Annotated in this window: 23 protein-coding genes; 9 read left to right on the forward strand and 14 right to left on the reverse strand. The window is 72.7% G+C overall.

Annotation, left to right across the window (positions count from 1 at the left end):
- The first annotated feature begins 32 nt into the window (after positions 1 to 32).
- The 3 genes from yicI to ACFT55_RS00225 are packed head-to-tail and all read left to right on the forward strand — an operon-like array spanning position 33 to position 3,824.
- Positions 33 to 2,348, forward strand: coding sequence for an alpha-xylosidase (gene yicI, locus ACFT55_RS00215; RefSeq protein ID WP_380240222.1), 2,316 nt, complete (start codon positions 33 to 35; stop codon positions 2,346 to 2,348).
- A complete protein-coding gene (locus tag ACFT55_RS00220; RefSeq protein WP_380240225.1) occupies positions 2,345 to 3,262 on the forward strand; it encodes a D-isomer specific 2-hydroxyacid dehydrogenase family protein in 918 nt (305 codons plus the stop codon). Before yicI ends, ACFT55_RS00220 begins: the two co-directional genes overlap by 4 nt.
- 1 nt (position 3,263) lies before the next feature.
- Positions 3,264 to 3,824, forward strand: a complete 561-nt coding sequence (locus ACFT55_RS00225) for a gluconokinase (protein WP_380240227.1) — start codon at positions 3,264 to 3,266, stop codon at positions 3,822 to 3,824.
- On the opposite strand, the gene ACFT55_RS00230 is transcribed toward ACFT55_RS00225, so the two are convergent.
- Positions 3,802 to 4,419 carry a LysE family translocator gene (locus ACFT55_RS00230; RefSeq protein WP_380240229.1) on the reverse strand — a complete coding sequence of 206 codons (618 nt, stop codon included), beginning with the start codon at positions 4,417 to 4,419 and terminating at the stop codon, positions 3,802 to 3,804. The two genes, ACFT55_RS00225 and ACFT55_RS00230, sit on opposite strands and share 23 nt — an antisense overlap.
- A 100-nt stretch (positions 4,420 to 4,519) precedes the next feature.
- Here ACFT55_RS00230 and ACFT55_RS00235 point away from each other — a divergent pair, with 100 nt between their 5' ends.
- Complete coding sequence (locus tag ACFT55_RS00235) at positions 4,520 to 4,975, forward strand: Lrp/AsnC family transcriptional regulator (RefSeq protein ID WP_380240231.1); 456 nt, start codon at positions 4,520 to 4,522, stop codon at positions 4,973 to 4,975.
- Here the strand turns inward: ACFT55_RS00235 and ACFT55_RS00240 are convergent.
- On the reverse strand, positions 4,932 to 5,363 hold the full coding sequence (locus ACFT55_RS00240; RefSeq protein WP_380240233.1) for a hypothetical protein: 432 nt from the start codon (positions 5,361 to 5,363) through the stop codon (positions 4,932 to 4,934). The two genes, ACFT55_RS00235 and ACFT55_RS00240, sit on opposite strands and share 44 nt — an antisense overlap.
- 185 nt (positions 5,364 to 5,548) lie before the next feature.
- Between ACFT55_RS00240 and ACFT55_RS00245 the strand changes: the two genes are divergently transcribed.
- On the forward strand, positions 5,549 to 6,943 hold the full coding sequence (locus ACFT55_RS00245; protein ID WP_380240235.1) for a hypothetical protein: 1,395 nt from the start codon (positions 5,549 to 5,551) through the stop codon (positions 6,941 to 6,943).
- Between the two features lie 40 nt (positions 6,944 to 6,983).
- On the opposite strand, the gene ACFT55_RS00250 is transcribed toward ACFT55_RS00245, so the two are convergent.
- The 9 genes from ACFT55_RS00250 to ACFT55_RS00290 all read right to left on the reverse strand — a co-directional run bounded on the left by ACFT55_RS00250 (position 6,984) and on the right by ACFT55_RS00290 (position 19,064).
- Positions 6,984 to 8,447, reverse strand: coding sequence for a hypothetical protein (locus ACFT55_RS00250; protein WP_380240237.1), 1,464 nt, complete (start codon positions 8,445 to 8,447; stop codon positions 6,984 to 6,986).
- A gap of 137 nt (positions 8,448 to 8,584) precedes the next feature.
- On the reverse strand, positions 8,585 to 9,988 hold the full coding sequence (locus ACFT55_RS00255; protein WP_380240239.1) for a hypothetical protein: 1,404 nt from the start codon (positions 9,986 to 9,988) through the stop codon (positions 8,585 to 8,587).
- Positions 9,989 to 10,079: 91 nt separating this feature from the next.
- Positions 10,080 to 11,159: an ABC transporter ATP-binding protein gene (locus tag ACFT55_RS00260; RefSeq protein ID WP_380240241.1), complete on the reverse strand. Its 1,080-nt coding sequence runs from the start codon at positions 11,157 to 11,159 to the stop codon at positions 10,080 to 10,082.
- Complete coding sequence (locus ACFT55_RS00265; protein ID WP_380240243.1) at positions 11,140 to 12,231, reverse strand: ABC transporter ATP-binding protein; 1,092 nt, start codon at positions 12,229 to 12,231, stop codon at positions 11,140 to 11,142. Before ACFT55_RS00265 ends, ACFT55_RS00260 begins: the two co-directional genes overlap by 20 nt.
- Positions 12,206 to 13,450: an ABC transporter permease gene (locus ACFT55_RS00270; RefSeq protein WP_380240245.1), complete on the reverse strand. Its 1,245-nt coding sequence runs from the start codon at positions 13,448 to 13,450 to the stop codon at positions 12,206 to 12,208. The genes ACFT55_RS00265 and ACFT55_RS00270 overlap by 26 nt, the downstream gene beginning before the upstream one ends.
- Positions 13,447 to 14,448: an ABC transporter permease gene (locus ACFT55_RS00275; protein WP_380240247.1), complete on the reverse strand. Its 1,002-nt coding sequence runs from the start codon at positions 14,446 to 14,448 to the stop codon at positions 13,447 to 13,449. Before ACFT55_RS00275 ends, ACFT55_RS00270 begins: the two co-directional genes overlap by 4 nt.
- Positions 14,449 to 14,512: 64 nt before the next feature.
- Positions 14,513 to 16,486, reverse strand: coding sequence for an ABC transporter substrate-binding protein (locus ACFT55_RS00280; protein ID WP_380240249.1), 1,974 nt, complete (start codon positions 16,484 to 16,486; stop codon positions 14,513 to 14,515).
- 78 nt (positions 16,487 to 16,564) lie between these two features.
- Positions 16,565 to 18,346 carry a GH32 C-terminal domain-containing protein gene (locus tag ACFT55_RS00285; RefSeq protein WP_380240251.1) on the reverse strand — a complete coding sequence of 594 codons (1,782 nt, stop codon included), beginning with the start codon at positions 18,344 to 18,346 and terminating at the stop codon, positions 16,565 to 16,567.
- 43 nt (positions 18,347 to 18,389) lie between these two features.
- Positions 18,390 to 19,064 (reverse strand): nucleoside/nucleotide kinase family protein, encoded by a 675-nt coding sequence (locus tag ACFT55_RS00290; protein ID WP_380240253.1) that lies wholly within the window; start codon positions 19,062 to 19,064, stop codon positions 18,390 to 18,392.
- 131 nt (positions 19,065 to 19,195) lie between these two features.
- Between ACFT55_RS00290 and ACFT55_RS00295 the strand changes: the two genes are divergently transcribed.
- On the forward strand, positions 19,196 to 20,263 hold the full coding sequence (locus tag ACFT55_RS00295; protein ID WP_380240255.1) for a LacI family DNA-binding transcriptional regulator: 1,068 nt from the start codon (positions 19,196 to 19,198) through the stop codon (positions 20,261 to 20,263).
- A 24-nt stretch (positions 20,264 to 20,287) separates the two neighbouring features.
- Here the strand turns inward: ACFT55_RS00295 and ACFT55_RS00300 are convergent, their stop codons facing one another.
- From ACFT55_RS00300 to ACFT55_RS00310, 3 genes are all read right to left on the reverse strand, one after another.
- On the reverse strand, positions 20,288 to 20,773 hold the full coding sequence (locus tag ACFT55_RS00300; RefSeq protein WP_380240257.1) for a pyridoxamine 5'-phosphate oxidase family protein: 486 nt from the start codon (positions 20,771 to 20,773) through the stop codon (positions 20,288 to 20,290).
- 93 nt (positions 20,774 to 20,866) lie between these two features.
- Positions 20,867 to 21,748 (reverse strand): PhzF family phenazine biosynthesis protein, encoded by an 882-nt coding sequence (locus tag ACFT55_RS00305; protein ID WP_380240259.1) that lies wholly within the window; start codon positions 21,746 to 21,748, stop codon positions 20,867 to 20,869.
- Positions 21,749 to 21,805: 57 nt separating this feature from the next.
- Positions 21,806 to 22,558 carry a DeoR/GlpR family DNA-binding transcription regulator gene (locus tag ACFT55_RS00310; protein WP_380240261.1) on the reverse strand — a complete coding sequence of 251 codons (753 nt, stop codon included), beginning with the start codon at positions 22,556 to 22,558 and terminating at the stop codon, positions 21,806 to 21,808.
- 51 nt (positions 22,559 to 22,609) lie between these two features.
- On the opposite strand from ACFT55_RS00310, the gene ACFT55_RS00315 reads away from it, so the two are divergent.
- From ACFT55_RS00315 to ACFT55_RS00325, 3 genes are all read left to right on the forward strand, one after another.
- A complete protein-coding gene (locus ACFT55_RS00315; protein ID WP_380240263.1) occupies positions 22,610 to 22,987 on the forward strand; it encodes a DUF4406 domain-containing protein in 378 nt (125 codons plus the stop codon).
- Positions 22,984 to 23,679: an NUDIX domain-containing protein gene (locus ACFT55_RS00320; protein ID WP_380240265.1), complete on the forward strand. Its 696-nt coding sequence runs from the start codon at positions 22,984 to 22,986 to the stop codon at positions 23,677 to 23,679. The genes ACFT55_RS00315 and ACFT55_RS00320 overlap by 4 nt, the downstream gene beginning before the upstream one ends.
- A gap of 129 nt (positions 23,680 to 23,808) precedes the next feature.
- On the forward strand, positions 23,809 to 24,672 hold the full coding sequence (locus ACFT55_RS00325; protein WP_380240267.1) for a CPBP family intramembrane glutamic endopeptidase: 864 nt from the start codon (positions 23,809 to 23,811) through the stop codon (positions 24,670 to 24,672).
- The last annotated feature ends 24 nt before the right edge of the window (positions 24,673 to 24,696 follow it).

The raw sequence follows: 24,696 nt of genomic DNA on the forward strand, positions 1-24,696 counted from the left end.
CCGCAGCACGACCACCGGAAGGCTCCTCCCCCATGAAGTTCACCGACGGTTTCTGGCACGCCCGCCCGGGCGTCGCGATCCACTACGCCCGCGAGGTGGACCGTGTCACCACGGACGGCACGAGCCTGCGCTCGGTGGCGCCGACGAAGGTGGTGCGGCACCGCGGCGACACCCTCAACAACCCCGTGATCACCACGACGGTGTCGTCACCCGCGGACAACGTGGTGCGGGTGCAGCACGTGCATCACCGGGGCCGCCCGGAGCCGCGCCGCTTCGAGCTGGAGCTGGCCGACGGGACCGGCGAGGCGAAGGTGGTCGACGGCGAGGGCACCCTCACGACCGGCGACCTGTCGGTCCGGCTGTCGGTGGGCGCGTCCTGGGAGCTGTCGTTCCACGCCGGGGGCCGCCGCCTCACGGGGTCGAGCGGCAAGTCGGCCGCGTGGGCCGACGTGGCCCCCGACGCGGCCGTCGACCACGGCCCGATCGAGCTGCGGCGCGAGGGGCGCACCAGCTACGTGTTCGACCAGCTCGACCTCGGCGTGGGCGAGCTGGTCTACGGCCTGGGCGAGCGCTTCGGCCCCGTGGTCAAGAACGGCCAGACCGTCGACATCTGGAACTACGACGGCGGCACGTCCAGCGAGCAGGCCTACAAGAACGTGCCGTTCTACCTGACGAACGGCGGCTACGGCGTGTTCGTCAACGACCCCGGCCACGTCTCGTTCGAGGTGGGCTCCGAGGCCGTGGAGCGGGTGCAGTTCTCCGTGCCGGGCGAGGCGCTGGACTACTTCGTCGTGTACGGGCCCGATCCCAAGACGATCCTGGAGCGGTACACGGCGCTGACCGGCCGGCCGGCCGAGGTCCCGGCCTGGACGTACGGCCTGTGGCTGTCGACGAGCTTCACGACGGACTACGACGAGGCCACGGTGACCTCGTTCATCGACGGCATGGCGGAGCGCGACATCCCGCTGAGCCTGTTCCACTTCGACTGCTTCTGGATGCGCGAGTTCAACTGGTGCGACTTCGAGTGGGACGCGCGCACCTTCCCCGACCCGGAGGGCATGCTCGCGCGCCTGCACGACCGCGACCTGCGGGTGTGCGTGTGGATCAACCCGTACATCGCCCAGCAGTCGCCGCTCTTCGACGAGGGCATGGCCGCCGGCTACCTGGTGAAGCGCCGGGACGGGTCGGTCTGGCAGTGGGACCGCTGGCAGGGCGGGATGGCCCTGGTGGACTTCACCAACCCGGCCGCGACCGCCTGGTACAAGGACAAGCTGCGCGTGCTGGTGCGCCAGGGCGTGGACGCGTTCAAGACGGACTTCGGCGAGCGCATCCCTGTCGACGTCGCGTACTTCGACGGCTCCGACCCGGAGCGGATGCACAACTACTACACGCACCTGTACAACGAGGCCGTGCACGAGGTGCTGGCCGAGGAGCGTGGGGTGGGCGAGGCCGTCCTGTTCGCACGGTCCGCGACCGCCGGCGGCCAGCAGTTCCCCGTCCACTGGGGCGGCGACTCGACGGCGTCCTACGTGTCGATGGCCGAGTCCCTGCGCGGCGGCCTGTCGCTCGCCTACAGCGGCTTCGGCTACTGGAGCCACGACATCGGCGGCTTCGAGATGACGCCCGACGCCGGGGTGTTCAAGCGCTGGACGGCCTTCGGCCTGTTCTCCAGCCACAGCCGCATGCACGGCAGCGGGTCGTACCGGGTGCCGTGGATGTTCGGCGAGGACGAGTCGGACCCGACCAGCGCCGTGGCCGTGACCCGCACGTTCGCCCGGTTCAAGAACCGGCTCGCGCCGTACCTGGTGACGACCGGGCACGAGGCGCACCGGTCGGGGACGCCGATGATGCGGCCGATGCTGCTGGAGTTCCCCCACGACCCGGCCGTGCCGTACCTGGACCGTCAGTACATGCTCGGTCCCGACCTGCTCGTGGCACCCGTGTTCAACGCGGAGGGCGACGTCGACCTGTACCTGCCCGAGGGCGAGTGGGCCGGTCTGCTCACCGGCACCCGCGTGACCGGGGGGCGCTGGCTGCGAGAGAACCACGACTTCGACTCCCTGCCCGTGTACGTGCGCCCCGGGGGCGTCATCCCGCTCAGCGCGCACGAGGAGCGCCCCGACGCCGACCACCTGGACGGCCTCACGCTCCTGGTGAACCCCGCGGGCGGGGGCTGGACGCGGACCGTCGAGGTGGAAGGCGTCGACGGCGCACCGGTGACGTTCGCGCTCCGGCGCGACGGCGGCGACGTCGTCGTCACCTCGCGGCTCGACGAGGGCTGGTCGGTGCAGGTCCTGGGCGGCGCCCACGTCGCGGCCGCCGGTGGCACCGCACGGGTGACGGCATGAGCGCCGCAGTCAGCGTCGCGCGGCCGGGCCCTGCGTGGCTGCCGGAGGTCGCGGAGGCGGCCGGCGCGCGCCTCGTGCCGGTCGGCGCCGAGACCGACGCGCTCCTGTGGTTCGGCGGCGACCTGGGCGAGCTGCGCACGGCGCTCGCCGCCGCGCCCGGCACGCGCTGGGTGCAGCTCCCCTCGGCCGGCGTCGACTCGTACGCCGACGCCGGCCTGCTCGCCTCCCCCGGCATCACCTGGACGTCCGCGAAGGGCGCGTTCGCGCGTCCCGTCGCCGAGCACGCGCTCGCCCTGACCCTGGCGACGCTGCGCCGCCTGCCGCAGCGCGCCCGGGCGCGGTCGTGGGGCAGCCAGGCGGGGACGTCCCTGTTCGGCGCGGACGTGCTCGTCCTCGGCGCCGGGGGCATCGCCCGCACGTACCTCGACCTGCTCGTCCCGTTCGGCACCCGCAACGTCGTGGTCCGGCGCCGGGCCGAGCCCGTCCCCCGGGCGGAGCGGACGGTCACCGCGGACCACCTGCACGCCGAGCTCGCCCGGGCCGACGTCGTCGTGGTCGCCGCCGCGCTGACCACGCAGACCCGCGCCCTGATCGGTGCGGCCGAGCTGGCCGCCATGAAGCCGGGAGCGGTGCTCGTCAACATCGCCCGCGGCGGGCTCGTCGACACCGGCGCGCTGGTCGCGGCGCTCGCGTCGGGCCGCCTGAGCGGCGCAGGCCTCGACGTCACCGACCCCGAGCCGCTCCCCGACGGGCACCCCCTGTGGGACCTCCCGACGGCGCTGGTGACCCCGCACACCGCGGACACGCAGGAGATGGTCGAGCCGCTGCTGCGTGCCCGCGTCGAGGAGAACCTCCGCCGCTTCGTCGCGGGCGACGACCTGGACGGCGTCGTCGACCCGGTCGCCGGGTACTGACGTGCCAGGCGGGAGCGGCGCGGTCACGCGGGGCGTGGTCGTCATGGGCGTCGCGGGGTGCGGCAAGTCCACCGTCGGGACCCTGCTCGCCGCCCGCCTGGGCGGCACGTTCGTGGACGCGGACGACCTCCACCCGCCGGCGAACGTCGCGAAGATGACGGCGGGGACGCCCCTGACGGACGACGACCGCGCCCCCTGGCTCGCCCGCGTCGCGGACGTCCTGCGCGCGGGCGCCGACGCGGGCACGCGCACGGTGGTCGCGTGCTCGGCCCTGCGGCGCCCGTACCGGGACGCGCTGCGGCACGAGGCGGGCGGGGACCTCGCGTTCGTCCACCTGCACGGCGACCGCGACCTGCTCGCGGCGCGGATCGCCGCGCGCGCCGACCACTTCATGCCGCCGGAGCTGCTCGACTCCCAGCTCGCCACGCTCGAGCCGCTGGGGGCGGACGAGACCGGTCTCGTGCTCGACGTCGCCCGGCGCCCCGCCCACCTCGTCGGCGTCGTCGCGGACTGGATGAGTGCGGAGGGACCGCGGAAGCTCAGGCCCACACCTTCTCGATGAGGAGGGCGAGGCCCAGGACGACCATCACCACCCCCGCGACCTTGGTGACGACAGCGCCCGCGCGCGGGCGTGCGCTCAGCACGCGGCGCGCCAGCACGGCGACGACGGAGTAGACGACGGCGACGTCCAGCACGTGCAGCCCGCCCAGCACGAGCAGCTGCACCGACGAGGGCCAACCGGTGGCCGAGGTGAACTGCGGCAGCAGCGCGAGCAGCAGCAGCAGGCCCTTCGGGTTGATGGCGCTCACGCCGGCCCCGCGCAGGAACTGTGCCAGCGGGCGGTCGCCGAGGGGACGCTCGCTCACCCCCACCCGCCCCACGGTGCTGCGCAGCGTGCGCGCGCCGAGGTAGACCAGGTAGGCCGCGCCCGTGACGGTGAGCACGGTCAGCACCGCGGGGTACCGCGTCACCACCGTCCCGACGCCGAGGGCGACGACGCCGACGACCAGGACGTAGCCGCACACCATCCCCAGCACGGACGGCACCACCGACCGCGCGCGCAGCCCCGCCGCGATCGCGTACGCCCAGTCCGCTCCCGGGGTGAGCGCGAGCAGCGCCGCCACCACCCAGAACTGCAGCACCGCCGACAGGTCCATCAGCCACCCCCTTCGTCTGTCGGAGAGGCTAGGCAGCGCGGCGCGAAATGTGCTTCGAACTTTCGCCGCAATCGCGGGCCGCCGTGGAAGACTTTCCGGCATGGACCAGATCGACCGGGAGATCCTTTCACTGCTGCAGGACGACGGACGCATGAGCACCACCGACCTCGCCGCCCGGGTCGGGCTGAGCCTGTCGACGTGCCACCGCCGCTTGCGAGCCCTGGAGAGCTCCGGGGCGATCGCGCACTACCGCGCCGTGGTCGCGCCGGACGCCGTCGGGCTCACGTTCGAGGCGCTGGTGTTCGTCACCATGCGACGCACCGACGTCGAGGCTGTCGCCGGGTTCGAGGCGGCCGTCGCCGCCGTGCCGAACATCGTCGACGCGCAGCGCCTGTTCGGCGAGCCCGACTACCTGCTGCGCGTGCTCACCCGCGACCTCGCGGCCTACCAGGAGCTCTTCGACACCGCGCTCGGGTCGCTGCCCGGCGTACAGCGCCTGACGTCGACCCTGGTCATGAAGCGCCTGGGCCCGGACCGGGCCGTGCCCATCCCCTGACGGCCCCGGTCAGCACCACCGACGCCGTCGGCCGCGTGCCGACCGTCGCGAGCTGGACGAGCCAGGCCACCCCCAGCAGGATCAGGGCGGACTCGACTCCTGACCGGCCGACGCCGGACCCGAGGCCGATCGCCACGACCAGCACGGACGCCCACACGATCACGGTGGCGTAGGCGAACGGGCGCGGCATCGCGCGCTCCCCCCGGCGGAGCGCCAGCAGCTCGCGCAGCAGCAGCGGGACGGCGAGCACGGCCGTGAGCGGGAGCGCGAGCACGAAGATGCCGGTGACCAGCCACGGGCTCTCGCCGATGCCCAGCACGATCGCGACCGGCGTGGCGGCCAGCGCCCACCACTGCCCTTCCTGGGCGATCTTCTCGATCCGCATCACGGCTCGCTCCTTTGCGACGGCGCTGTGACCTGGCGCTCACGATAGCGGCCGTCCACCCCGACGGGCAGGTGCGAACGACGCGACACGCGGGCTCCGGGGGGCGACGCGACGGCACCCCGGTCGTGTTCGGCGCGCGCGTGGCGAGGAGTGTCGACGTCGACTGACAGCGGTGCCAGGATCGCCCGATGACCACCACCGTCGGTGCCTCGTCCATGCCCTGGTTGTCCGAGCTCTACGCGCTCGCGCAGGACACGCTCGCCCGCAACGTCGTCCACGACGACGCCGGCCCGTTCATCCGTGCGGGGGGCGGCTACCCCGAGCCGTGGACCCGCGACGCCGCACTCAACTGCTGGGGCGCGGCGAGCCTGCTGCGCCCGCAGGACGCGCGCGCCACCCTGCTGCGGGTGTGCGAGCGGACCGCGGACGGACGCCTGGTGATCGCGCAGGACGACCAGTGGTGGGACCAGGTCGTCTGGGTGCTCGCCGCCGCCGACCACGCGTGGGCCGCGGACGACCCGGAGTTCCTCGAGGTCGTCTGGGAGGTCGGCTCGGCGTCGCTCGACATCCTGCACCGCGAGCGGTTCCGTCCCCGCTGGGGGCTGTACGCAGGGCCAGGCCTCATGCAGGACGGGATCTCCGGCCTGCCCGTAGGGCCCGCCACGGCGGACGAGCCCAGCTCCTTCGTGCTCGACTACCCGGACGCGCACGAGATCATGACGCTCTCGACCAACGTCGTGTACGTGCTGGCCCTGCGCCGCCTCGTCGCGGTCGCCGGCCGGCTCGGCCACGACGGGTCGGGGCTCGACGCTCGCGCCGACGCCCTGGCAGCCGCGATCGAGGAGCACCTACGCGACGGGGACACCTACGGCTACTTCCTGCACGGCTCCGGTCCGCGGGCGGGCACGCTCGACCACCACCGCGAGGCCGCGGGCCTCGCGCTCGTCGTCGTCGGCGGTCTGGTACCCCCGGAGCGTGTCCCGGCGGTGCTCGCGTCCGTCGGTCGTGGGCCCGCGGGCGTGGTCAACGTCGCCGGCCACTTCGAGCGGTACGACGACGCGCGCCCCGGCCGCCACAACGCGATGTGCTGGCCGATGGTCATGGGCCTGGCGGGCCTGGCGTCGGCGACGGCGGGTGACCGCGCGGGCGTCGTGCAATGCCTCGAGGACTTCCGCGCGGCGGTGCGGGCGAGCGGTGGGCGCTTCGACGAGCTGTACGACCCGTCGACCGGCGCCCCGCACGGCGGCTGGCAGTGCGGCCGCGTCTGGCCGAGCGAGCCCGACCAGACCTGGTCCGCGACGTCGCTGCTGCGCCTCGTGCACCAGGGCGTGGTCGGGCTGGAGCCGTCCGCGGAGGGGCTGCGCCTCGCTCCGCTCCCCCTCACGGCGGGCGAGACCGTCGAGCTGCGGGGGCTGCCGTACGGGGCGGCCACCCTCGACATCACGCTGCGCGGAGGCGAGCCGGGCGACGGGCACCCCGTGGTGCTCGTCGACGGGACCGACGTCTCCGGGCACGGCGTGCACGTCCCGGCCGGCGCCGTGGGCACGCACCGCGTCGACGTGCTCGTGGGCGAGCGCCGATGACGTCCGCGAGCGGGGGGACCACGGCGAGACTCTGAACTGCTCAGACGTCCTCGAGCCGGACGTCCGCGCCCCACGGCTGCTCCCACCGGTAGGTCCGCTGCTCCGTACCGACGCGCCAGCGGCGCGGGGTCGGGGTGCTCTGCCAGTCGAGCGGCTCGACGCCCTGGTCCACGCCGCCGTCGGCGACGAGCGCCGCCGCCCTGGCGAGGTCGGCCGCGACCTGGGTGTCCAGGGTCGTCGGGTCGACCGACACGAACGTCGCCGTCCCGGCCGCCGCGACAAGCTCGAGGAACTGCCGGTTCTGCGTCCACGGGGTCTGCGGTGTCGACGGGACGCAGTCGGCGTCGACGGCGAAGAACCGGCCGTGCTGAGCGAGGCGGAAGGCGAGCGAGTTCACCCCCATGCGGCGGGTGCGCTCCCACTGACGACCTGACGTGTCGTCGCCCACCCGGTGGACGTGCTCGAGCCCGGCTGCCAGGTGGCCGACCGTGTTGCACCCGATGACGGTCGCTCCGCCCGCGGCGTCGCGGACGGTCCTGTAGAGGTCGACGAGGATCTCGGCAGTCGTCCGGCTCGTGTCGGCGAACCGCCATCGGGTCGCGCCGACCTCGACGTCGGAGCGCGCGTGGAACCGCCCGAACACATCGAAGGTGGAGAAGTCGTGCTTGACGAGCTCGTACCCCCACTCGCCGAACCGCCGGACGCTCTGCGCCACGAGGGCCAGCGTCTCGGGCCGGCTCGGGTCGAGGGGCCATTCGTCTCCGAGCCGCTCGGTGCGGCTGCCCGCCACCGGCTCGCGCGAAAGCAGGGGGCGGAACCAGAGGCCAGGGCGGCAGCCTGCGTCTCGGATGGAGTCGGCCACGGACGCCATATCGGAGAAGGTGCGCCAGCCGTGGTCCCAAGGGCCCCCGGGAGCGGTGCCGCCCTCGCTCCACCCGGCGTCGATCACGCAGAACGGTGACCCGTCGGGGGCGGCCATCGCGCTGCGGACGACGTCGGCGTCCCGGAGGATCGCGGACGCGTCGAACCCGACGCCGTAGGCGTAGTACCAGTTGTTGCTGCCGAAGACGGGAACGGACGGCAGGAGCGGGTCGGAGCAGAGCGCCGCGCACAGCCCCTGCAGCGCGACGAACGGCGAGCCGTCCGCCCCGTCCTGCCCCGCATCCTCACTTTCCACCGCGACAACGGTCGCCAGGTCCAGCCGACGGCCGGCGAGCCGCACCGGCTCGCTGCCCGATCGGACGTCGAGCCACAGGGTCGTCCCTGTCAGGTCGACGGTCCAGCTGCAGAACGCGGCAGGCCGGACCCGGACACCGGCACCGCGCACGCCGCCGTCCGGCGTGGTGGCGAGCCAGTACCACGGGAGCACGCGCTCGGGCCGCGGCGGCTCCCACCGAAGGTCACCGTAGGCTCGCTCCCAGGCGTCGCCGAGCACGAGCGAGCCCTCCGGCAGCGGCCGGTCCCAGCGCAGCGCGACACGACTCAGGGCAGCCGCCCCTTCCACGCTGACGTCGAGACCGGCTGGCCCATGGACCGCGCGCACCAGCGCACCACCGCACTCCCAACCGTCGCCGCTGGGGAGTCCACGGCGCGGATCCGGCTCGTCCCCGGGCCATGCGAAGACCGCGTCCGGCGGAGGTGTCAGCTCCACGACGCACCAAGGCGTCGCACGGTCAGGGTCGACAGCACGGCGTCTCCCCCGTCGGCGCGCAGCCGCAGCTCGGCGGTCCGCTCCGGGTCCTCCAGCGCCCTGTTCACGGCGAGGTAGTGCCGTCCACCAGCCGCGAAGACGGCGACCTGGTCTCGGTCGACGAGGACGCGCACGACCGCGGCGTCCGCAGCCTGCCCTGCGGCGGGGAGCGAGTGCCCGTCGAGGGCGTGCTCCTCCAGGTCGTAGGCCGTGATCGTCTCGGCGCACCCGCCCGGGACGACGGCCTCCAGGATCAGCCGGCGTGCGCTCGAGCGCGCGCGGTCGACCGCGACCTCGACGTCCAGCCCGTCGGTGTCGCGCGCGGACGGGTCCGCGCCGATGCGCAGCCCGGCCGCCGTCACGGCGACGTCCTGCTCGGTCCGCACCTCGCGGTGCAGGAGGGCGATCTCGGCGACCGGTTCGCTGTGCACGTGCACACCGTCGGCGGAGCTGAGCAGGCGTTGCTCGACGGGGAAGGACAGGTTCCCCGTCCAGGTCGGTCCACGGTTGCGACCCTGCCAGGCCACTGAGACGACACGCCCGTCCGGAACGTTCGAGAAGGTCTGGGCAGCGTAGTAGTCGGAGCCTGCACCGCCGGGGTGGCGTGTGACGTGCTGCGGCCGGTCCCCCGCGGGGACGAACTCCAGGCCGTCGAAGTCGCCGACGAGGTAACCACCGCTCGCGGAGACCAGCACGTGGCGCAGCTCGCCGGGATCGCCGTCCAGCGCCATGACGGAGACGTCGGGGCACTCGAACATCCAGTCGGCGGCGAACCGGCTCAGGAACGTCCACTCCCGCAGGTCGGGCGAGCCGAAGAAGTTCACGCCGTTGCCGTCGTCGTCGGACCAGACGACCATGACCCACCTCCCGGAAGGTTCGTGCCGGAACACCTTGGGGTCGCGGCTCTCACGCCCGGGCGGTGTGGCGAGCACCCTCCCGTCGTCGAGCGGCTCGAACGTGTCACCGCCGTCCAGGCTGACCATGGCACGCACGCCCTGCGTGCCGGTGAAGACGACGATCGGGTCGTGCTGCGCCGTCGCGAGGCCGGAGGTGTTCGTCACGTCGACGACGCCGCCGCCCGAGAACAACGCCCCCGGGTGCACGTCCGGGTGCAGCGCGATCGGCCGCTGCGTCCAGTGCACGAGGTCGGGGCTGGTGGCATGTCCCCAGTGCATCGTGTCCCACTCCAGAGAGCGCGGGTTGTGCTGGAAGTACAGGTGGTACGTGCCCCGGTAGTACACCAGGCCGTTGGGATCGTTCATCCAGCCCGCCTGGGGGCTGAAGTGGAAGCGGCCGCGGCGCGGCTCACGGTGGTCCGTCGCCGGGTAGGGAAACAGCTCCGTCGTGGCGGTCATCGGGGTGGGCGGTCCTCTCGGGAAGGCAGTGCGGGCGAGGTGTTGCGGGCACCGGGCGACCGGTTCCACACGGTCACGGTGGAGAGGGCCGTCACACGGCCCCCGTCCCTTGCAGCGCCAGCTCGTCCGCGCGGTGGCACGCCACCGCGTGCCCCGACGCGAGCACGCGCAGCTCAGGCACCTGCACGGCGCAGTCCGGCACGGCATAGCGGCACCGCGGATGGAAGACGCACCCGCTCGGCAGGGCCGCCGCGTTCGCGGGCTCGCCCGACAGCACGATCCGCTCTCGCGACTGGCGCGGCTCGGGCACGGGCATCGCCGACAGCAGCGCCTCGGTGTACGGGTGCGCGGGGCGGCCGAAGAGCGCATCGGTGTCCGCGAGCTCGACGATCCGCCCGGCGTACATCACGGCCACGCGGTGCGCCAGGAACTGGACGACAGCGAGGTCGTGCGCGATGAACAGGTACGACAGTCCGAGATCACCCTGCAGGTCCTTGAGCAGGTTGAGGATCTGCGCCTGCACGGAGACGTCGAGGGCGGACACCGCCTCGTCCGCGACGACGAAACGCGGGTCGCAGACCAGCGAGCGCGCGATGCCGATGCGCTGGCGCTGTCCGCCGCTGAACGCGTGCGGGTAGCGGTGGAGATGGCGTGCCGACAGGCCCACCCGCTCCAGGACGTCCACCACGCGGTCCCGACGTTCGTCGGGTGCCCCGACCCTGTTCTGCACCAGAGGCTCGCGAACCGCCCCGAGCACAGTCATCCGGGGGTCGAGGGACGAGTACGGGTCCTGGAAGATCATGTGGAAGTCCCGACGTCGCTCCCGCAGCGCCCGGCCCCTCATGCGGGCGAGGTCCACGTCGCCGTCGTCGGTGCGCAGCAGGATCTCCCCCGACGACGGGTCGATCGCCCGGACGACGGCGCGGCCCAGCGTCGTCTTGCCGGAGCCCGACTCCCCCACCAGGGCGAGCGTCTCGCCCCGGCCGAGGTCGAAGCTCACGTCGTCGACGGCGCGCAGGCTGCCTCGCGTGCGGCGCAGCAGGCCGGACGTGACGGGGAACTCCTTGCGGAGCGACCGGACGGCCAGGACCCGGTCGTCGGGCGTGGCGGCTGGCGCCGTGACCGGGGCTGCGAACGGGGCTGTCGTCGGCTCAGACATCGGACCAGGCATGATCGGGCTCCTCCGCGTCGCTGACCTGGAAACACCTCACGTGATGACCCGGCTCGACCTCGTCCAGGCCGGGGACGACCGTGTCGCAGCGGCCCTCGATGGCGACCGCGCACCGGGACGCGAACCCACAGCGACGACCGAGGCCGACGGGAGTGGGCACCGAGCCCTCGATCGTCTCGAGCCGCTCGACCCGTCGGTCGGTGCGCGGCACCGCGGCGAGCAGCTTGCGCGTGTACGGGTGCCGCGGGTCGTCGAACACCTGCTCGGTCGTGCCGCTCTCGACCACCCGGCCGAGGTACATGACGTAGAGCCGGTCCGCGTGCTCCGCGATGACCCCCATGTTGTGGGAGATGAGGATCATCGCGGTGCCCCGCTCGTCCTGCAGCGAGTCGAGCAGCTCGAGGATCTGCGCCTGGATCGTGACGTCCAGCGCCGTGGTGGGCTCGTCCGCGACGATGAGGGACGGCGAGCATGCGAGCGCCATGGCGATCATGGCGCGCTGGCGCATCCCGCCCGACATCTGGTGCGGGTACTCCCCGAACCGCTGGCGCGGGTTGGAGATGCCGACCCGGGTCAGGAGGTCGACGACCCGTTCCTTCGCCTCGGCCTTCGACACGTCCTCGTGCACGCGGATCGCCTCGACGATCTGGCGGCCGATGGTGTGCACGGGCGAGAAGCTCGTCATCGGCTCCTGGAACACCATGGACACCTCGGCGCCGCGGGTGCGGCGCAGCACCGGAGAGTCCGGCTCGACGGCGAGGAGGTCGACGGTCTCGCCGTCCGGGGGGCTCAGCAGCACGCGCCCGCCCACGATCTCGCCCGGCGACCGGACGAGCCGCATCAGCGACTGCGCCATGATGCTCTTGCCGCACCCGGACTCGCCGATGACGCCGATCGTCTCGCCGGCGTGCACCTCGAGGGAGACGCCGTCGACGGCCTTGACGACGCCCTCCTCGGTGAAGAAGTACGTCCGCAGGTCGTCCACCCGCATCCGCGGGTCGTCCGGCCGTTCGGTGGTGGTGGTCCCGGCCGCACCGGGACGCGGGTCAGTTCTGGTAGGGGTCAGCCGCATCTCTCAGCCCGTCTCCGACGAAGTTGAACAGGATCACCGCGATCACGAGCACGACCGCCGGTGCGAGGAGCCACGGGTAGTTCGACACGACCGTGACGTCCTGGGCCCCTTGCAGCAGGGACCCCCAGGACACGTCCGGTGCCGAGATCCCGAGGCCGAGGAAGCTGAGCGTGGTCTCGCCGAGGATCATCCCGGGGATCGCGATGGTGATGTGCACGATGAGGTAGCTGGTGAGTGCCGGCAGCATGTGCCGGCCGATGATGCCGGGGGTCCGCATCGCCGACACCCGCGCCGCGGTGACGTAGTCCTCCTCGCGGAGCGCGATGATCCGCCCCCGCACGACCCGCGCGAGCCCGGTCCAGCCGACCAGGGACAGGATGAGCGTGATCGCGAGGTAGGTCTGGACGCCGGACCAGGTCTGCGGCACCGCCGCCGACAGCGCCATCCACAGCGGGATGAGGGGGATGCTGATGATCAGGTCGATGAAACGTTGAGCCACCGCGTCGACGCGACCACCGAGGTAGCCGGACAGCCCACCGATGAGCAGGCCCAGCACGAAGCTCACGATCACGCCGCCGAAGCCGACGAGCAGGGAGATCCGTGAGCCCACCATGATCCGGGAGAACGAGTCGCGGCCGAGGTGGTCCGCCCCGGTGAGGAACACCGGCTGGTCGTCGGTGGTGCCGAACAGGTGGATGTCCGTGGAGATCAGGCCGAGCACCTCGTACTCGTCGCCGCGCACGAACAGACCGAGCGGGTGGCGCTCGGACGTGTCGACGACAGTCCGGTAGGTGAACGTGTCCTGGTCGATCTCCGTGCTCGACGAGTACACGAACGGCAGGTGCCAGCCGCCGTCCTCGTCGACGACATGGATCTGGCTGGGCGCCGCGTACTTCTGGTCCTCGAAGCCGTGGAGCTTGTCGTAGGGCGCGACGAACTCCGCGAAGATCGCGCAGAGGTACATCGCGACAAGCAGGTAGAGGCTGAGGTGCGCGAGCCGGTGGTGACGGAATCGGCGCAGGACCAGGGTCCGCTGCGACGCCTCGTAGAGGTCCGCTCGCGCGTCGGCGCGGGCGCTGCGGGCGGTGCGGTGCCGCCGCAGGAGGGCCGCGCCGCGCCGTGCGGTGTACCCGTCGCCCCCGTCGGGCGGCGCGGACGCCGCCCGACGGCGTCCATCTGCCCGGACGTCGTCGTCGCGGGCGGTCTCGAGGTCAGTCATGCGGCCTGGCTCCTCTCGTATCGGATGCGTGGGTCGGCGACGGCCAGCGCCACGTCGGAGATGACCGTGCCGATGATCGTGAGCGCACTCAGGAGCAGCACGATCGCTCCGGTGAGGTACATGTCCTGCGACTGGATGGACTCGAGCAGGACCGGGCCGGTGGTCGGCAGGTTGAGCACCTTCGAGACCACGATCTCGCCGCCGACGGTGGCGGGAAGCATCCAGCCGATGGTGCTGAGCAGCGGGTTCATCGCGAGCCGCAGCGGATAGCGGCGCAGCACCTGTCCTTCGGTGAGGCCCTTGGCCCGGGCGGTGGAGACGTACTGCTTGCCGAGCTCGTCGAGCAGCGATGCGCGCAGCACGCGGACGATGCCGCCGATTCCCGCGATGGTGAGCACCAGGAGCGGCAGCCAGACGTTGCGCAGCAGGTCCAGCAGCCTGTCGACCGACCAGGGTGCCTCGCGGTACGCCGGTGAGAACAGTCCTGTGATGAGGAACCCGGTCTGGTCGTAGACCAGCAGCATCAGCACCAGCGCGATGAGGAAGCCCGGCACGGCGAGCCCGACGAAGCTCAGGAACGTCACGACATAGTCGCCCACCGAGTACTTGCGCACGGCCGAGTAGATGCCGACGGGGACGGCGATCGCCCAGGTCAGCGCAATGGACACCAGCGAGATGAGCATCGTCCGCGGCACCCGCTCGGCGAGGATCTCCGAGACCGGCTGGTTGTAGGCGAAGGACATCCCGAAGTCCCAGTGGAACAGGATGTTCTTCATCCACACGAGGTACTGGACGAGCATCGGCTGGTCGAGGCCGTACTGGGCGCGCAGCGCGGCGAGCTGGTCGGCGTTGACGGAGCCACCCTCGCTCGCGAGGTTGCGCGCGTACGTGTCGACGTAGTCACCAGGCGGGAGCTGGATGATCACGAACGACAGGAACGAGATCAGCACCAGCATCGGGAGCATGAGCAGCAGGCGCCGCCCGACGTACCTCAGCACGGGACGCACCTCCTGGCGGGTGCCGGGGCGGCCGTCGGCCGGAGCGGCGGGGAGACGGTGGACGTCATCGTTCGAACCAGATCCCTTCCAGGTTGAGGATGGTGTCGAGCTCGAAGGGGGCACCGGCGGCGGGCAGGTTGACGATCCCGTTCTTCGCCACGTTCGGCTTGACCCGCCGCCCTGTCGTCGGGATGAAGGCGTAGTGACCGGTGAGCCACCCCATGAGGCGCTCGTAGGCTTCCTTGCCCTCGGGGGACGCCGGCGGGTGCTCGGTGCGCCGGCTCGCGATGTCGTAGAACTCCTGGATGTACGGCGGCGGCTTGCGGCCCTGGTCCCCCTTCGACTGCACGTACGCCCAGGTCTCGGGCGACCAGGCGCCCTTCTCGTTGGGCATGTAGTCGTTGGAGATTCCCGTGGACCACCCAGCGCCGTCGTTCCAGTGGATGGAGGCCATCACCGCGTTGTCCGACACGAGCTGGCCGAAGAGGCCGTCGTCGACCCCCTTGATGGTGACGCGCAGGCCCACGTCCTCGAGCTGGGAGCGCACCAGCTCCGCGACGGGCGCGAAGTCCAGTGCGATGGTGGGGAACGTGATCGCGAAGGTGAACGACGAGCCGTCAGGCCCGAGACGGAACCCCTTGCGGTCCAGCTTGTCCATGCCGAGCTGATCGAGGATCTCCCGCGCCTTGTCGGGGTCGTGCTCGGCGCTGTTGAGCATAGGCTCTCCGTGCAGGCCGAAGTACACGGACTCGTTGATCGCGGCCGGGTCGATCGCGAGCGACAGCGCCCGCCCGAACCGCGCCCTCGGGTCGGCCACGAGCTGCTGCCACGGGTCGTCGGGCGTGTCGTGGCGGAAGTCGTGGTTCAGGAAGAGCAGGGGCGGGAAGTTGAACGAGTGCGTGAGGAACACGCGGGTGTCGGCATGCTCGCTGCTCTGCGTGTACACGGCCATGTTGTTGAGGGTCACGTTGTCCCCCGCGGCGACGGTCACCTGCCCGTCCATGACGGCCCGCAGCAGGGCGTCGTCGTCGACCACGATGTAGTTGACGACCGAGTCCGCATAGGGAAGCTGCTGGCCGCTCGAGTCGACGTGCCAGAAGTACGGGTTGCGCTCGAAGACGCGACTCGTCTCCTTGACCTCGGTGAGCACCCACGCGTTGAGGACCGGCAGGCCGAGCGCGTCGGCCTCGCCGGCGGACCACGACGGCAGGTTCTTCATCGTCATGAGCTCCCCCCACGACGACGCGCCCGCGGCGTCGAGCTCCTCCTGGAGCTCTTCGGGATCCGCGTAGTCACCGTGGAAACGCTTGAGGTGGTGCGACGCGACGAAGAGCATGCTCACCGTCGGGATCCAGCTGTGCAGGGCGGCGACGAACTGGCCGTAGGGCGCCTCGAACGCGAGCTCGAACCGCAGGTCGTCGAGAACGCGCAGCTCGGCGGGAGCCAGCCGCGTGTCCCGCTGGGTGTACAGGTCGGTCGGGAACGGGGTGTTCGAGTCCGGGTGACGGTAGAGGTCCTCGAACAGGAACCGCACGTCCTCGGTCGTGACCGGAGTGCCGTCCGACCAGCGCAGGCCCTTGCGGAGCGTGAAGGCGAACGTCCGCATGTCGTCGGAGACGTCGAACCGGCTCACCACGTTGGGCATCGCCTGGTCGGTCGTCTGGCTCGGCGAGCGCAGGATCGTGCTGCCCGTGGCGAGGTTGAGGTTGCCGGTCGGGGACGTCGGGGTGTTGCGGATCGTGCCGCCGTAGCGGCCGTCGCGCCACTCCCCGTACCGGGGCTGCAGCAGGGTGCCGCTGCCGACGACGAAGCACTCCTCGGGGAGCCGTTCGTCGATCGGCGGCAGCTCGCCCGCCTCGACCCGGGCCCGCAGGAAGGGCGGCTCGACGAACCCTCGGGGCGTCTTGTCGTCGGGATCGTACGTCGGGAGGTCCTGAGGGATCTCCGACGAGAGGCTGCAGCCCGCGAGCGGCAGCATGATCGCGGCGAGCGAGCCGAGGGTGAACTGCCGCCTGGTGATCTGCGGCGTGCGATGCATGTCCTTCCCACCTCCATCGGTGCGAACGAGTGGTTCCGGGGCGGCGGCAGTGCCGCACCGGTCATGCGGGTGGTGCGGTCAGGGCCAGATCGGGTCGAGCTCGGCGACCTGGGCGGACGCGACGACGACGGCCGCGTCCCTGGCGGTGGCGCGCAGCGTCGGCTGCCCGGCGAACCCGTAAACGGTCAGCGACGCCTCGCCGTCGTTCGCGAACACCTCGACGGACGCGACGTCCAGGAGCACGTCGAGCCGGCGCAGCGGCGTGAGCGTGGGCTGCTCGGCGCCGTCGACGACGATGCGGTCGCGCTCCACGACGAGCCGCCGTCCGGCCAGGTCGAGGTCGAGCCGGCCGCCGGCCGGCACGTCGACGTCGGCCCGCAGGCGCAGCGCGCCCGTGCCGAACGACGCCGACCAGGTCTCCCCCGGCGCCAACGTGCGCGGCCCGCCGTCGAGCCCGTGCTCGTGGTGCCGGCGCCCGTGGTGGCGGCGTTCGAGGGCGGCGAGCTCCGGCACGGGCGTGCGGTGCAGGCGCAGGCCGTGGTCTGTGCGGCGCAGGGTGAGGTCGCAGGGCACGCTCACCTGCTGGTTGAACGGCATGCGCGGGAACACGCTGCCGCGCATCCACGCGGCCTGGACCCTGCGCGGGACGCCGTCGCTCGTGGCGTCCCAGCTCTGCGTCGCGTAGAAGCTGGGGCTGCCGTCGACGACGAGCTCGTCGGTCTCGGGCGCGAAGGACGTCCCGTCGAACGACCCGACCGAGTAGTGGCCGTCGCCGCGGACGAGCACCCACCGGGTCTCGTCGGTGCCCTCGACGGGGAGCTCGAAGAAGTCCGGGCACTCGAAGCCCTCGCCCAGGTCCCCCACGGGCTCCCACCGCAGCAGGTCGTGGGAGACGAGCAGCTCGTAGCGCTGCTCGGCGTACAGGACCATGCACCATCGGTCGCGACGGCTGTCCCGGAACACCATGGGGTCGCGCTCGCCGCGCAGCATGATCGGGTTGCCGGCCCACGCCGTCCAGGTGCGCCCGCGGTCGAGGCTGTACGAGACGCCCTGGGTGAGGTTGTCGGCCCCGGACCAGAAGGCGACCATCGGCGCCGGGCTGTCGGGGGTCCCGAGCCCGGAGGTGTTGTCGACGTCGACCACGCACGTGCCGGACTGCACTCCCGCGCCGAGGTCCTCCTCGAAGAACGCCGGGGGCAGCTCCGTCCAGTGCACGAGGTCCGGGCTCACGGCGTGGATCCAGCACTTGTTCCAGCGCTGCGCGAACAGGTGGTACTCGCCGTCCATGACGACGAGGCCGTTGAGGTCGTTGAGCCAGCCCTCCTGGCGCTCGACCGGGTCCGGGCGGTCCATCGTCCACTGCCGGGCCGTGAAGTGGTACGCGGGGCGCAGGGCCTCGCGGTAGAGCTGGGCCGGAGCCGCGCCCGCGGGGCGGTCGGTGAGCTCCACGTCGCCGACGGCGACCCACCCCTGCGCGCCCGACTCGTCGCGCAGCACGAGCCGCACCTCGCGGCCGAGCCACGGCCCGAGGTCGAACGTCGCCCGCCGCGGGTGGTGCGTGCCGCGCCCGGTGTCGGAGCGCACGACCTCGTCGCCGACGACGACGTCGAGGCAGGTGTGCCGCTCGAAGTCGGTGCCGGCGATCGAGTAGGCGAGGTAGCGCCGCGACACCAGCAGCGGACGCGACCGCACGACACCGCGGCTCCCGGCGTCCTTGCGGGCGCTGGTGACGGTGCTCCCGTCGAGCTCGAACGGGCTGTCGAGCGGGCCCCAGACGACGGCGCCCGGGGTCGCGTCGGTCTGGGTGCCGGCCGGGCTCGGGGCGGCCTGCGCGGGCGGGCGCGGGGCGGTGGTGGTCATGCGGTGCCTTCCGTGGAGGGTCTCGGGTGGCCGGCGGGCCGGGTCAGGCCTGCGCGCCGGCACGGTCGGTGGTGAGGACGTACGTCGCGCGGGCGACGCCGGGGCCGACGAGCCGGGCGTTGGCCTCGTCGCTCTCGGTGACGAACGTGGCCGCGTCCTTCGGGCTGCGCCCCAGGCCCTGGTGCCGGTCGACCAGGCGGCGTCGTCGCTCGGCGTCGTCGCAGCCGACCCACCACACCGCGTCCAGCTCGGACGCGATGTCCTGCCAGCCGCCGTCGTCGTGCAGCAGGTAGTTCCCCTCGGTGATCACGAGGTCGACGTCCGGCGCCACCGGGACCGCGCCGGCCAGGCCGGCGTCGAGCTCGCGGGCGAACGACGGCGCGTAGACGACGGGGCGGCCCGGGGTCCGCAGCCGGCGCAGCAGCGCCACGTACCCGGCGACGTCGAACGTGTCCGGCGCGCCCTTGCGGCCGCGACGGCCGAGGGCGTCGAGCACCGGGTTCGCCAGGTGGAAGCCGTCCATGGGCACGACGACGGCGCGCAGCCCGTCGTCGGCGGCCCGGCGCGCCAGGGCGTCGGCGACGGTGCTCTTGCCCGCTCCGGGCGGGCCGGCGAGGCCGAGGACCGGCGTGCGGTCGGCCCGGCGCAGGGCGCGCAGCCGCGCTCCCACGTCGTCCGGCAGGGCGACGGTCGTCCCGTCCAGCACCCTCGAGGTCATCACTCCGGCCACTCCTTCGTGTTCCTGGTCAATACGTTTTGACCAGCGCCGCGGACGAGTGAAGCACAGCCCTCTCCCGAGGGTCAATACGTATAGCGCAATTCGTATTGACCGGCCCGTACACTGCTCGCATGCGAGATCAGGCGGTAGATCGGGACAGCGGCGCGACGGCACGCACCGGACGGCCCCGCATGGTCGACGTCGCCCGCCTCGCGGGGGTCTCCCAGGCCACCGTCTCGTTCGTCCTCAACGACCGGGCGGACATCCCCGTCGCCGCGGCCACGCGGCAGCGCATCCTGGACGCCGCCGAGCAGCTCGGCTACCGCCTCAACCGTGCGGCGCAGGAGCTCAAGCTCGCCCGGTCCACCACGGTCGGCGTCGTCTCCTACGGCATCGCCTCGCACCCGTTCGCCGGGCGCACCCTCCTCGGGATCCAGAACGCGGCCCGCGCGCGGGGGTACGTCTGCATGGTCGTCGACGTCGGCGACGAGCCCGACCACGGTGCCGACGCCGACGCCGTCGCGAGCCTCCTCGACCGCGTCGTCGCAGGTCTCATCTTCGCGTCGCCCGGAACTCTCGCGGTGCAGACACCGACCCTCGACCCGGGGGTTCGCACCGCCTTCTCGAGCTGCTGGCCCGTCGACCCCGCGGGCGCGGGTGACGTGCGCGCCGTCATCCTCCCCGACGAACGTCAGGGCGGGAATGCCGCCGCCGCCGCGGTCTTTGACGCCGGCCATCGCGACGTGCTGTTCCTCGGCGGCACACCGCGCGAATGGGCGACTGTCGAGCGGGAGCGTGGACTCGACGACGCCGCCCGCGCAGCCGGGATCGATCCTGCGTCCATCCCCCGCGTCTACGGCGACTACTCCGCACGAAGCGGCTATCGCCTGGCAGCGGAAGCCTTCGACCGCCGCAGATACACCGCCGTGGTGTGCGGCAACGACCTGATGGCGCTCGGCGCGCTGCTCCTGCTGCACGAGCGCGGCCTCCGCATCCCGGACGACGTGAGCCTGGTCGGCTACGACGACCAGGAGGCCCTCGCCGCGGAGCTCCACCCGCCGCTCACGACCGTCGCGCTGCCGCACTACGAGATGGGCGCGCTCGCACTCGACGCCCTCCTCGACGACGAGCCCCTCGGTCGCCTCGCCGTGACCTGCCCGCCCGTCGAGCGCGCGTCCGTCGCGACACCTCGGGCGTGAGGTCCGGCGAGTGCCAGCGCCCTATCAGGCGGTGCGCTCGGCGAGCTCCTGCAGGAACTTCGGGACCCGGCCGGCGCCGAAGTCGTAGTACCGGGCCCAGCGTGGCCGGATGGCGATGCGCGCCATCTGGTCGTAGAGCTCGCGGCAGCTGCGTTCGAACTGCGCGTACTCCTCGCCGGACATGCCCTTGCGAGCCGCCGCCAGGTACTCCTCGACCACGCCGTCGACGATGCGGACGTCCACCTGCCCGCGCACGGACAGCGACCGCGCACCGGTCGCCCCGTCGCTGGCGTCGAGGGTGAGGGCAACGTCCGGCCGGGCGGTCAGCGCGGCGACCTTGGGGGCGGTCGCCGCCGTCGAGACGACGAGCTCCTCGCCGGTCCAGAAGAAGCCGACCGGGACCACGCGCGGCGTGCCGTCCTGTGCCACGTATGCGAGATGGGCGGCGGACGACGCGGTGAGCAGCTCCCCCGCCGCTGCGAGCTCGGCGTCGATCTCGTGCTGATCCATCGGGCGATCCTCCCATCGGGCCGCGCCGTCCGCCGCCCTCCGGTCCGGGGACGGATCCGCGCGCGCGATCTCGACATCGTCCGACATGGCTCCTCAGGCCGGCGCCGCGTCGAGCGACCCGCGGGCCACCATGCTGACGGCGCCGCCCACGCGGACGTTGTGCAGCGCGTCCGCGCGCCCCTGCGGCAGGACGGTGAGGCTGCTCGGACGGCCGGCGAAACGGCCCTGCCGCAGGAGGAACTCCGTATCGGTGGGCACGACGCCGTGCCGGGCCAGGTAGGCGCCGACGCAGCCGGCCGCGCTGCCGGTCGCGACGTCCTCCAGGACGCCGTCGTTGTTCCAGCGCCTGCCCTCGACCGCCTCGACGTCGAGCACGTACGCGAACTGCGCGCCGTACCGGCCGACCACCTCCGCGAAGTCGTCGCGGACGATGCGCGCCTCGGCCAGGCCGGCGACCACCGGCACGACCAGGTAGCGCAGCCCGGTCGAGACCACCTGCATCGGCAGGTCGGCGAGCGCCGCGACGGGCAGGTTCAGCGCGGCCGCGACCTCGGGCCTGTCGTCGTCCGGCACGGTCCCGAGGAGCTCCGGCAGGCCCTGGTCCAGCTCGGCGTGGTACCCCGTGGCGGTGGGCCGGGTGGTGACCTCGACGGTCCGCCGGGGCAGCCGGATCGTCCAGCGCCGAGGGCCGGTGGCGCCGGTCCGCTCGTGGAGCACGCAGGCGGCGCCGAGGACCGGGTGCCCGGCGAAGTCGAGCTCCTCGGCCAGGTCGAACACCCGGGCCCGGACCTCCGTGCTGCCGTCTTCGCGAGCCTCGCCGTCGGTCACGAAGATCGTCTCGAAGTGGCGCAGCTCCTGAGTGATCGTGAGCATCTGCGCGGCGGTGAGGTCGGGTGCGTCCACGAAGACGGCGAGGCTGTTGCCGGTGTAGGCGCGCTCGGCGAACACGTCGACGTGGCGGTAGTGCAGGGCCATGGGGCTCCTCCGGGACGAGGCGGACGGGTCGGGGGTCGGGTCAGACGTCGAGCCGGGTCAGGCCGGGACGATGCGGACCCGCTCGGCGAGGCGGCGCATGACGTCGGCACCGGGGTCGGCGTCGGTGACGACGCCGGCGACGTCGTCGAGCTCGACCACGCGGTAGGGCGACGCGGCGCCGACCTTCTCGGACGAGCCCAGCACGTAGGTCTCGGCGGCGCGGCCGGCGAGGACGCGCTTCATGGCCGCCTCGTCGCCGTCGCCCGTGGTCAGCCCGGCGTCGGGGTGGATGCCGGTGACCCCGAGGAAGAACAGGTCCGCCGCGATCTTCTGCGCGGCCTCGACCGTGGCGGCACCGCTCGCCACCGCGGAGTGCTTGAAGAGCCTGCCGCCGAGGATGAACACCTCGACGCCGGGGTGCTCGACCAGGGCGGCGGCGACGGTCGGGCTGTGCGTGACGACGGTGCACCGCAGGGTCGACGGCAGGGCGGACGCCACCGCGAGCGCCGTCGTCCCGCCGTCGAGGATGACGGTGCTGCCCGGGTCGATCAGCCGCACCGCGGCGGCGGCGACGCGCTGCTTGCCGGCCACCGCGACCTGCTGACGACCGCTGTAGTCCGCCATCGCCGGCGACACCGGGAGCGCTCCGCCGTAGACGCGCTGGCACAGCCCTTCCGCGGCGAGCTCGCGCAGGTCGCGCCGGATGCTGTCCTCGGACAGCCCGAGCTCGGCGGCGGCGGTCTTCGCCACGATCTTGCCGTCGCGGCGCAGGGTCTCCAGGAGGTGGTCGCGCCTCTCGGAAGCAAGCATGCTGATTCTCGTTTCTTCGTAGTCCTGCATGTTTGTGCCTAGTCTAGGGCCATGACTCGACCACTGCTCATCCTCATTGCCGGCCCCTACCGCTCCGGCACCGGCGGCGACCCTGCTGCGATGGAGGCCAACCTGCGACGTCTCGAAAAGGCCGCCTGGCCGATATTCGCGGCCGGGCACGTCCCCATGATCGGCGAGTGGGTGGCGCTGCCCGTCCTGCACTCGGCCGGCGCCACGATCGACGACGACCTGGCGGCCGACGTCCTCTACCCGACCGCGCAGCGGCTCCTGCAGCACTGCGACGCCGTGCTGCGCCTGCCCGGCGAGTCGACCGGAGCCGACCAGGACGTCGCGATCGCCACGAGCCGCGGCCTGCCGGTGTACGACGACGTCGCCGACGTGCCGCGGCTGGCGGAGCTCGGACGATGAGGGGGCGGCACGGGGTCGGGCAGCATGGGGTCGAGCAGTCCGGGGTCGCGCGGCCCGGCATCGACGTCCCCGACCACCGGGGCCGCACGGGCCTCGACCAGGCGGGCCGGGACCTGCGGCGCAACCCCGACGTCGTCGTGCGCGACGTCGAGCTCACCTCCCGCGGGTGGCACGTGCTGCGCCGCACGACGCTCGACTACCGCCGGCGCGACGGACGCTGGGACACGCTGGAGCGCGAGACCTACGACCGCGGCGACGGGGCCACCATCCTGCTGCACGACGACGCGCGGTCCACCGTGCTGCTCACGCGCCAGTTCCGCTACCCCGCCTACGTCAACGACCACCCGGACGGGATGCTCCTGGAGACGGCGGCGGGTCTTCTGGACGGCGACGACCCGGAGACCGCGATCCGGCGGGAGGTCGCCGAGGAGCTGGGCGTCACGGTCGGGCCCGTCACGCACGTCTTCACCGCTTACATGAGCCCCGGGTCCGTGACCGAGAAGGTGCACTTCTACGCGGCGTCGTACAGCCAGCGCGACCGCACCGGGCCGGGTGGGGGCGTCGCGGCCGAGGGCGAGGACATCGAGGTCGTCGAGCTCACCCTCGACGAGGCGATGGCGATGGTCGGCGACGGGCGCATCGTCGACGGCAAGACCATCATGCTGCTCCAGTGGTGGGCGCTGCGGCGCTGACGTCCCCCCTGCCGTCCACGTCCCCCGCGCGCGCCGCACCGGGCGCTCGTACGCTCGCCCCGTCGGCGACGAACGCGCGTCCGACCGGTCGACGACGTCGGCCGCGCGACGCGACGAGGAGTGGTGACCGTGGCCGACCACGCGGGCTCGATCGAGCGGACGACGACGCCGTCCGCCTGGCAGCGGTTCTGGGACCGCGGGGGCTGGTGGCGCGCGCTCGGCTTCGCCGTCCTGTACCTCGCCGTGTACCTGGGGGTGGGCTGGCTCGTCGGCCGGCTCGGACAGGGCCCGGCCGACGACGACGACCTCCTGTCCTCGCCCGGGACCGTGTTCTTCGGCCTGGCCCTGCCCATCCTCGTCATGGGGCTGCTGCTGGTCGCGTTCGTCGCGTCCACGGGGTGGCGGCGCGAGGTGTTCGGTCGTCAGCCCGTCCCGGGGCGCCGGTGGATGTGGCTCGCCGTCGTGCTCGTGCTCGTGCCGGTGGTGCTGCACGTCGCGGCCACGGACTGGGCGTCCTACGACGTCACGGTCGTGCTGACCGTGCTGTTCCTCGGGCTGTGCGTCGGGTTCGCCGAGGAGGTGCTGACCCGAGGCGTCGCCGTCGTCATGCTGCGGCGCGCGGGCTACGGGGAGCGGGCCGTGATGGTGCTGTCCTCGGTGCTGTTCGCCCTCCTGCACGCGAGCAACCTCGCCTCCGGGCAGAGCCTGGCCACCGTCGGCGTCACGGTCGTCTACACGTTCGGCTTCGGCACGATGATGTACCTGTCGATGCGTGTGACCGGCAGCATCGTGCCCGCGATCCTCCTACACGCCGCGACCGATCCGACGACGATCCTCGCGACTGGCGGGGTGGACACGCCAGGCGCGACCGCGGGCGCCGACTCGCTCAACGCGCTGGCCGGCTCCTTCAACATCGTGTTCGTCGTCGTCGCCGTCGTGGCGATCTTCCTCGTCTCCGGCCGGGCACGGGACCGCTCCCCCGAGGTGTCCTGACAGAACCTCCGTGTGCAGGGCGGA

This window comes from Isoptericola sp. NPDC057191 (assembly GCF_042670225.1).
GTDB lineage: Bacteria > Actinomycetota > Actinomycetes > Actinomycetales > Cellulomonadaceae > Isoptericola.

Excerpts from the sequence above, each read along its gene's own strand:
- yicI (WP_380240222.1), top strand. The coding sequence starts at position 33 with ATGAAGTTCACCGACGGTTTCTGGCACGCCCGCCCGGGCGTCGCGATC.
- ACFT55_RS00220 (WP_380240225.1), top strand. The coding sequence starts at position 2,345 with ATGAGCGCCGCAGTCAGCGTCGCGCGGCCGGGCCCTGCGTGGCTGCCG.
- ACFT55_RS00230 (WP_380240229.1), bottom strand. The coding sequence starts at position 4,419 with ATGGACCTGTCGGCGGTGCTGCAGTTCTGGGTGGTGGCGGCGCTGCTC.
- ACFT55_RS00235 (WP_380240231.1), top strand. The coding sequence starts at position 4,520 with ATGGACCAGATCGACCGGGAGATCCTTTCACTGCTGCAGGACGACGGA.
- ACFT55_RS00245 (WP_380240235.1), top strand. The coding sequence starts at position 5,549 with ATGACCACCACCGTCGGTGCCTCGTCCATGCCCTGGTTGTCCGAGCTC.
- ACFT55_RS00255 (WP_380240239.1), bottom strand. The coding sequence starts at position 9,988 with ATGACCGCCACGACGGAGCTGTTTCCCTACCCGGCGACGGACCACCGT.
- ACFT55_RS00260 (WP_380240241.1), bottom strand. The coding sequence starts at position 11,159 with ATGCCTGGTCCGATGTCTGAGCCGACGACAGCCCCGTTCGCAGCCCCG.
- ACFT55_RS00265 (WP_380240243.1), bottom strand. The coding sequence starts at position 12,231 with ATGCGGCTGACCCCTACCAGAACTGACCCGCGTCCCGGTGCGGCCGGG.
- ACFT55_RS00270 (WP_380240245.1), bottom strand. The coding sequence starts at position 13,450 with ATGACTGACCTCGAGACCGCCCGCGACGACGACGTCCGGGCAGATGGA.
- ACFT55_RS00280 (WP_380240249.1), bottom strand. The coding sequence starts at position 16,486 with ATGCATCGCACGCCGCAGATCACCAGGCGGCAGTTCACCCTCGGCTCG.
- ACFT55_RS00285 (WP_380240251.1), bottom strand. The coding sequence starts at position 18,346 with ATGACCACCACCGCCCCGCGCCCGCCCGCGCAGGCCGCCCCGAGCCCG.
- ACFT55_RS00290 (WP_380240253.1), bottom strand. The coding sequence starts at position 19,064 with ATGACCTCGAGGGTGCTGGACGGGACGACCGTCGCCCTGCCGGACGAC.
- ACFT55_RS00295 (WP_380240255.1), top strand. The coding sequence starts at position 19,196 with ATGCGAGATCAGGCGGTAGATCGGGACAGCGGCGCGACGGCACGCACC.
- ACFT55_RS00300 (WP_380240257.1), bottom strand. The coding sequence starts at position 20,773 with ATGGATCAGCACGAGATCGACGCCGAGCTCGCAGCGGCGGGGGAGCTG.
- ACFT55_RS00305 (WP_380240259.1), bottom strand. The coding sequence starts at position 21,748 with ATGGCCCTGCACTACCGCCACGTCGACGTGTTCGCCGAGCGCGCCTAC.
- ACFT55_RS00310 (WP_380240261.1), bottom strand. The coding sequence starts at position 22,558 with ATGCTTGCTTCCGAGAGGCGCGACCACCTCCTGGAGACCCTGCGCCGC.
- ACFT55_RS00315 (WP_380240263.1), top strand. The coding sequence starts at position 22,610 with ATGACTCGACCACTGCTCATCCTCATTGCCGGCCCCTACCGCTCCGGC.
- ACFT55_RS00320 (WP_380240265.1), top strand. The coding sequence starts at position 22,984 with ATGAGGGGGCGGCACGGGGTCGGGCAGCATGGGGTCGAGCAGTCCGGG.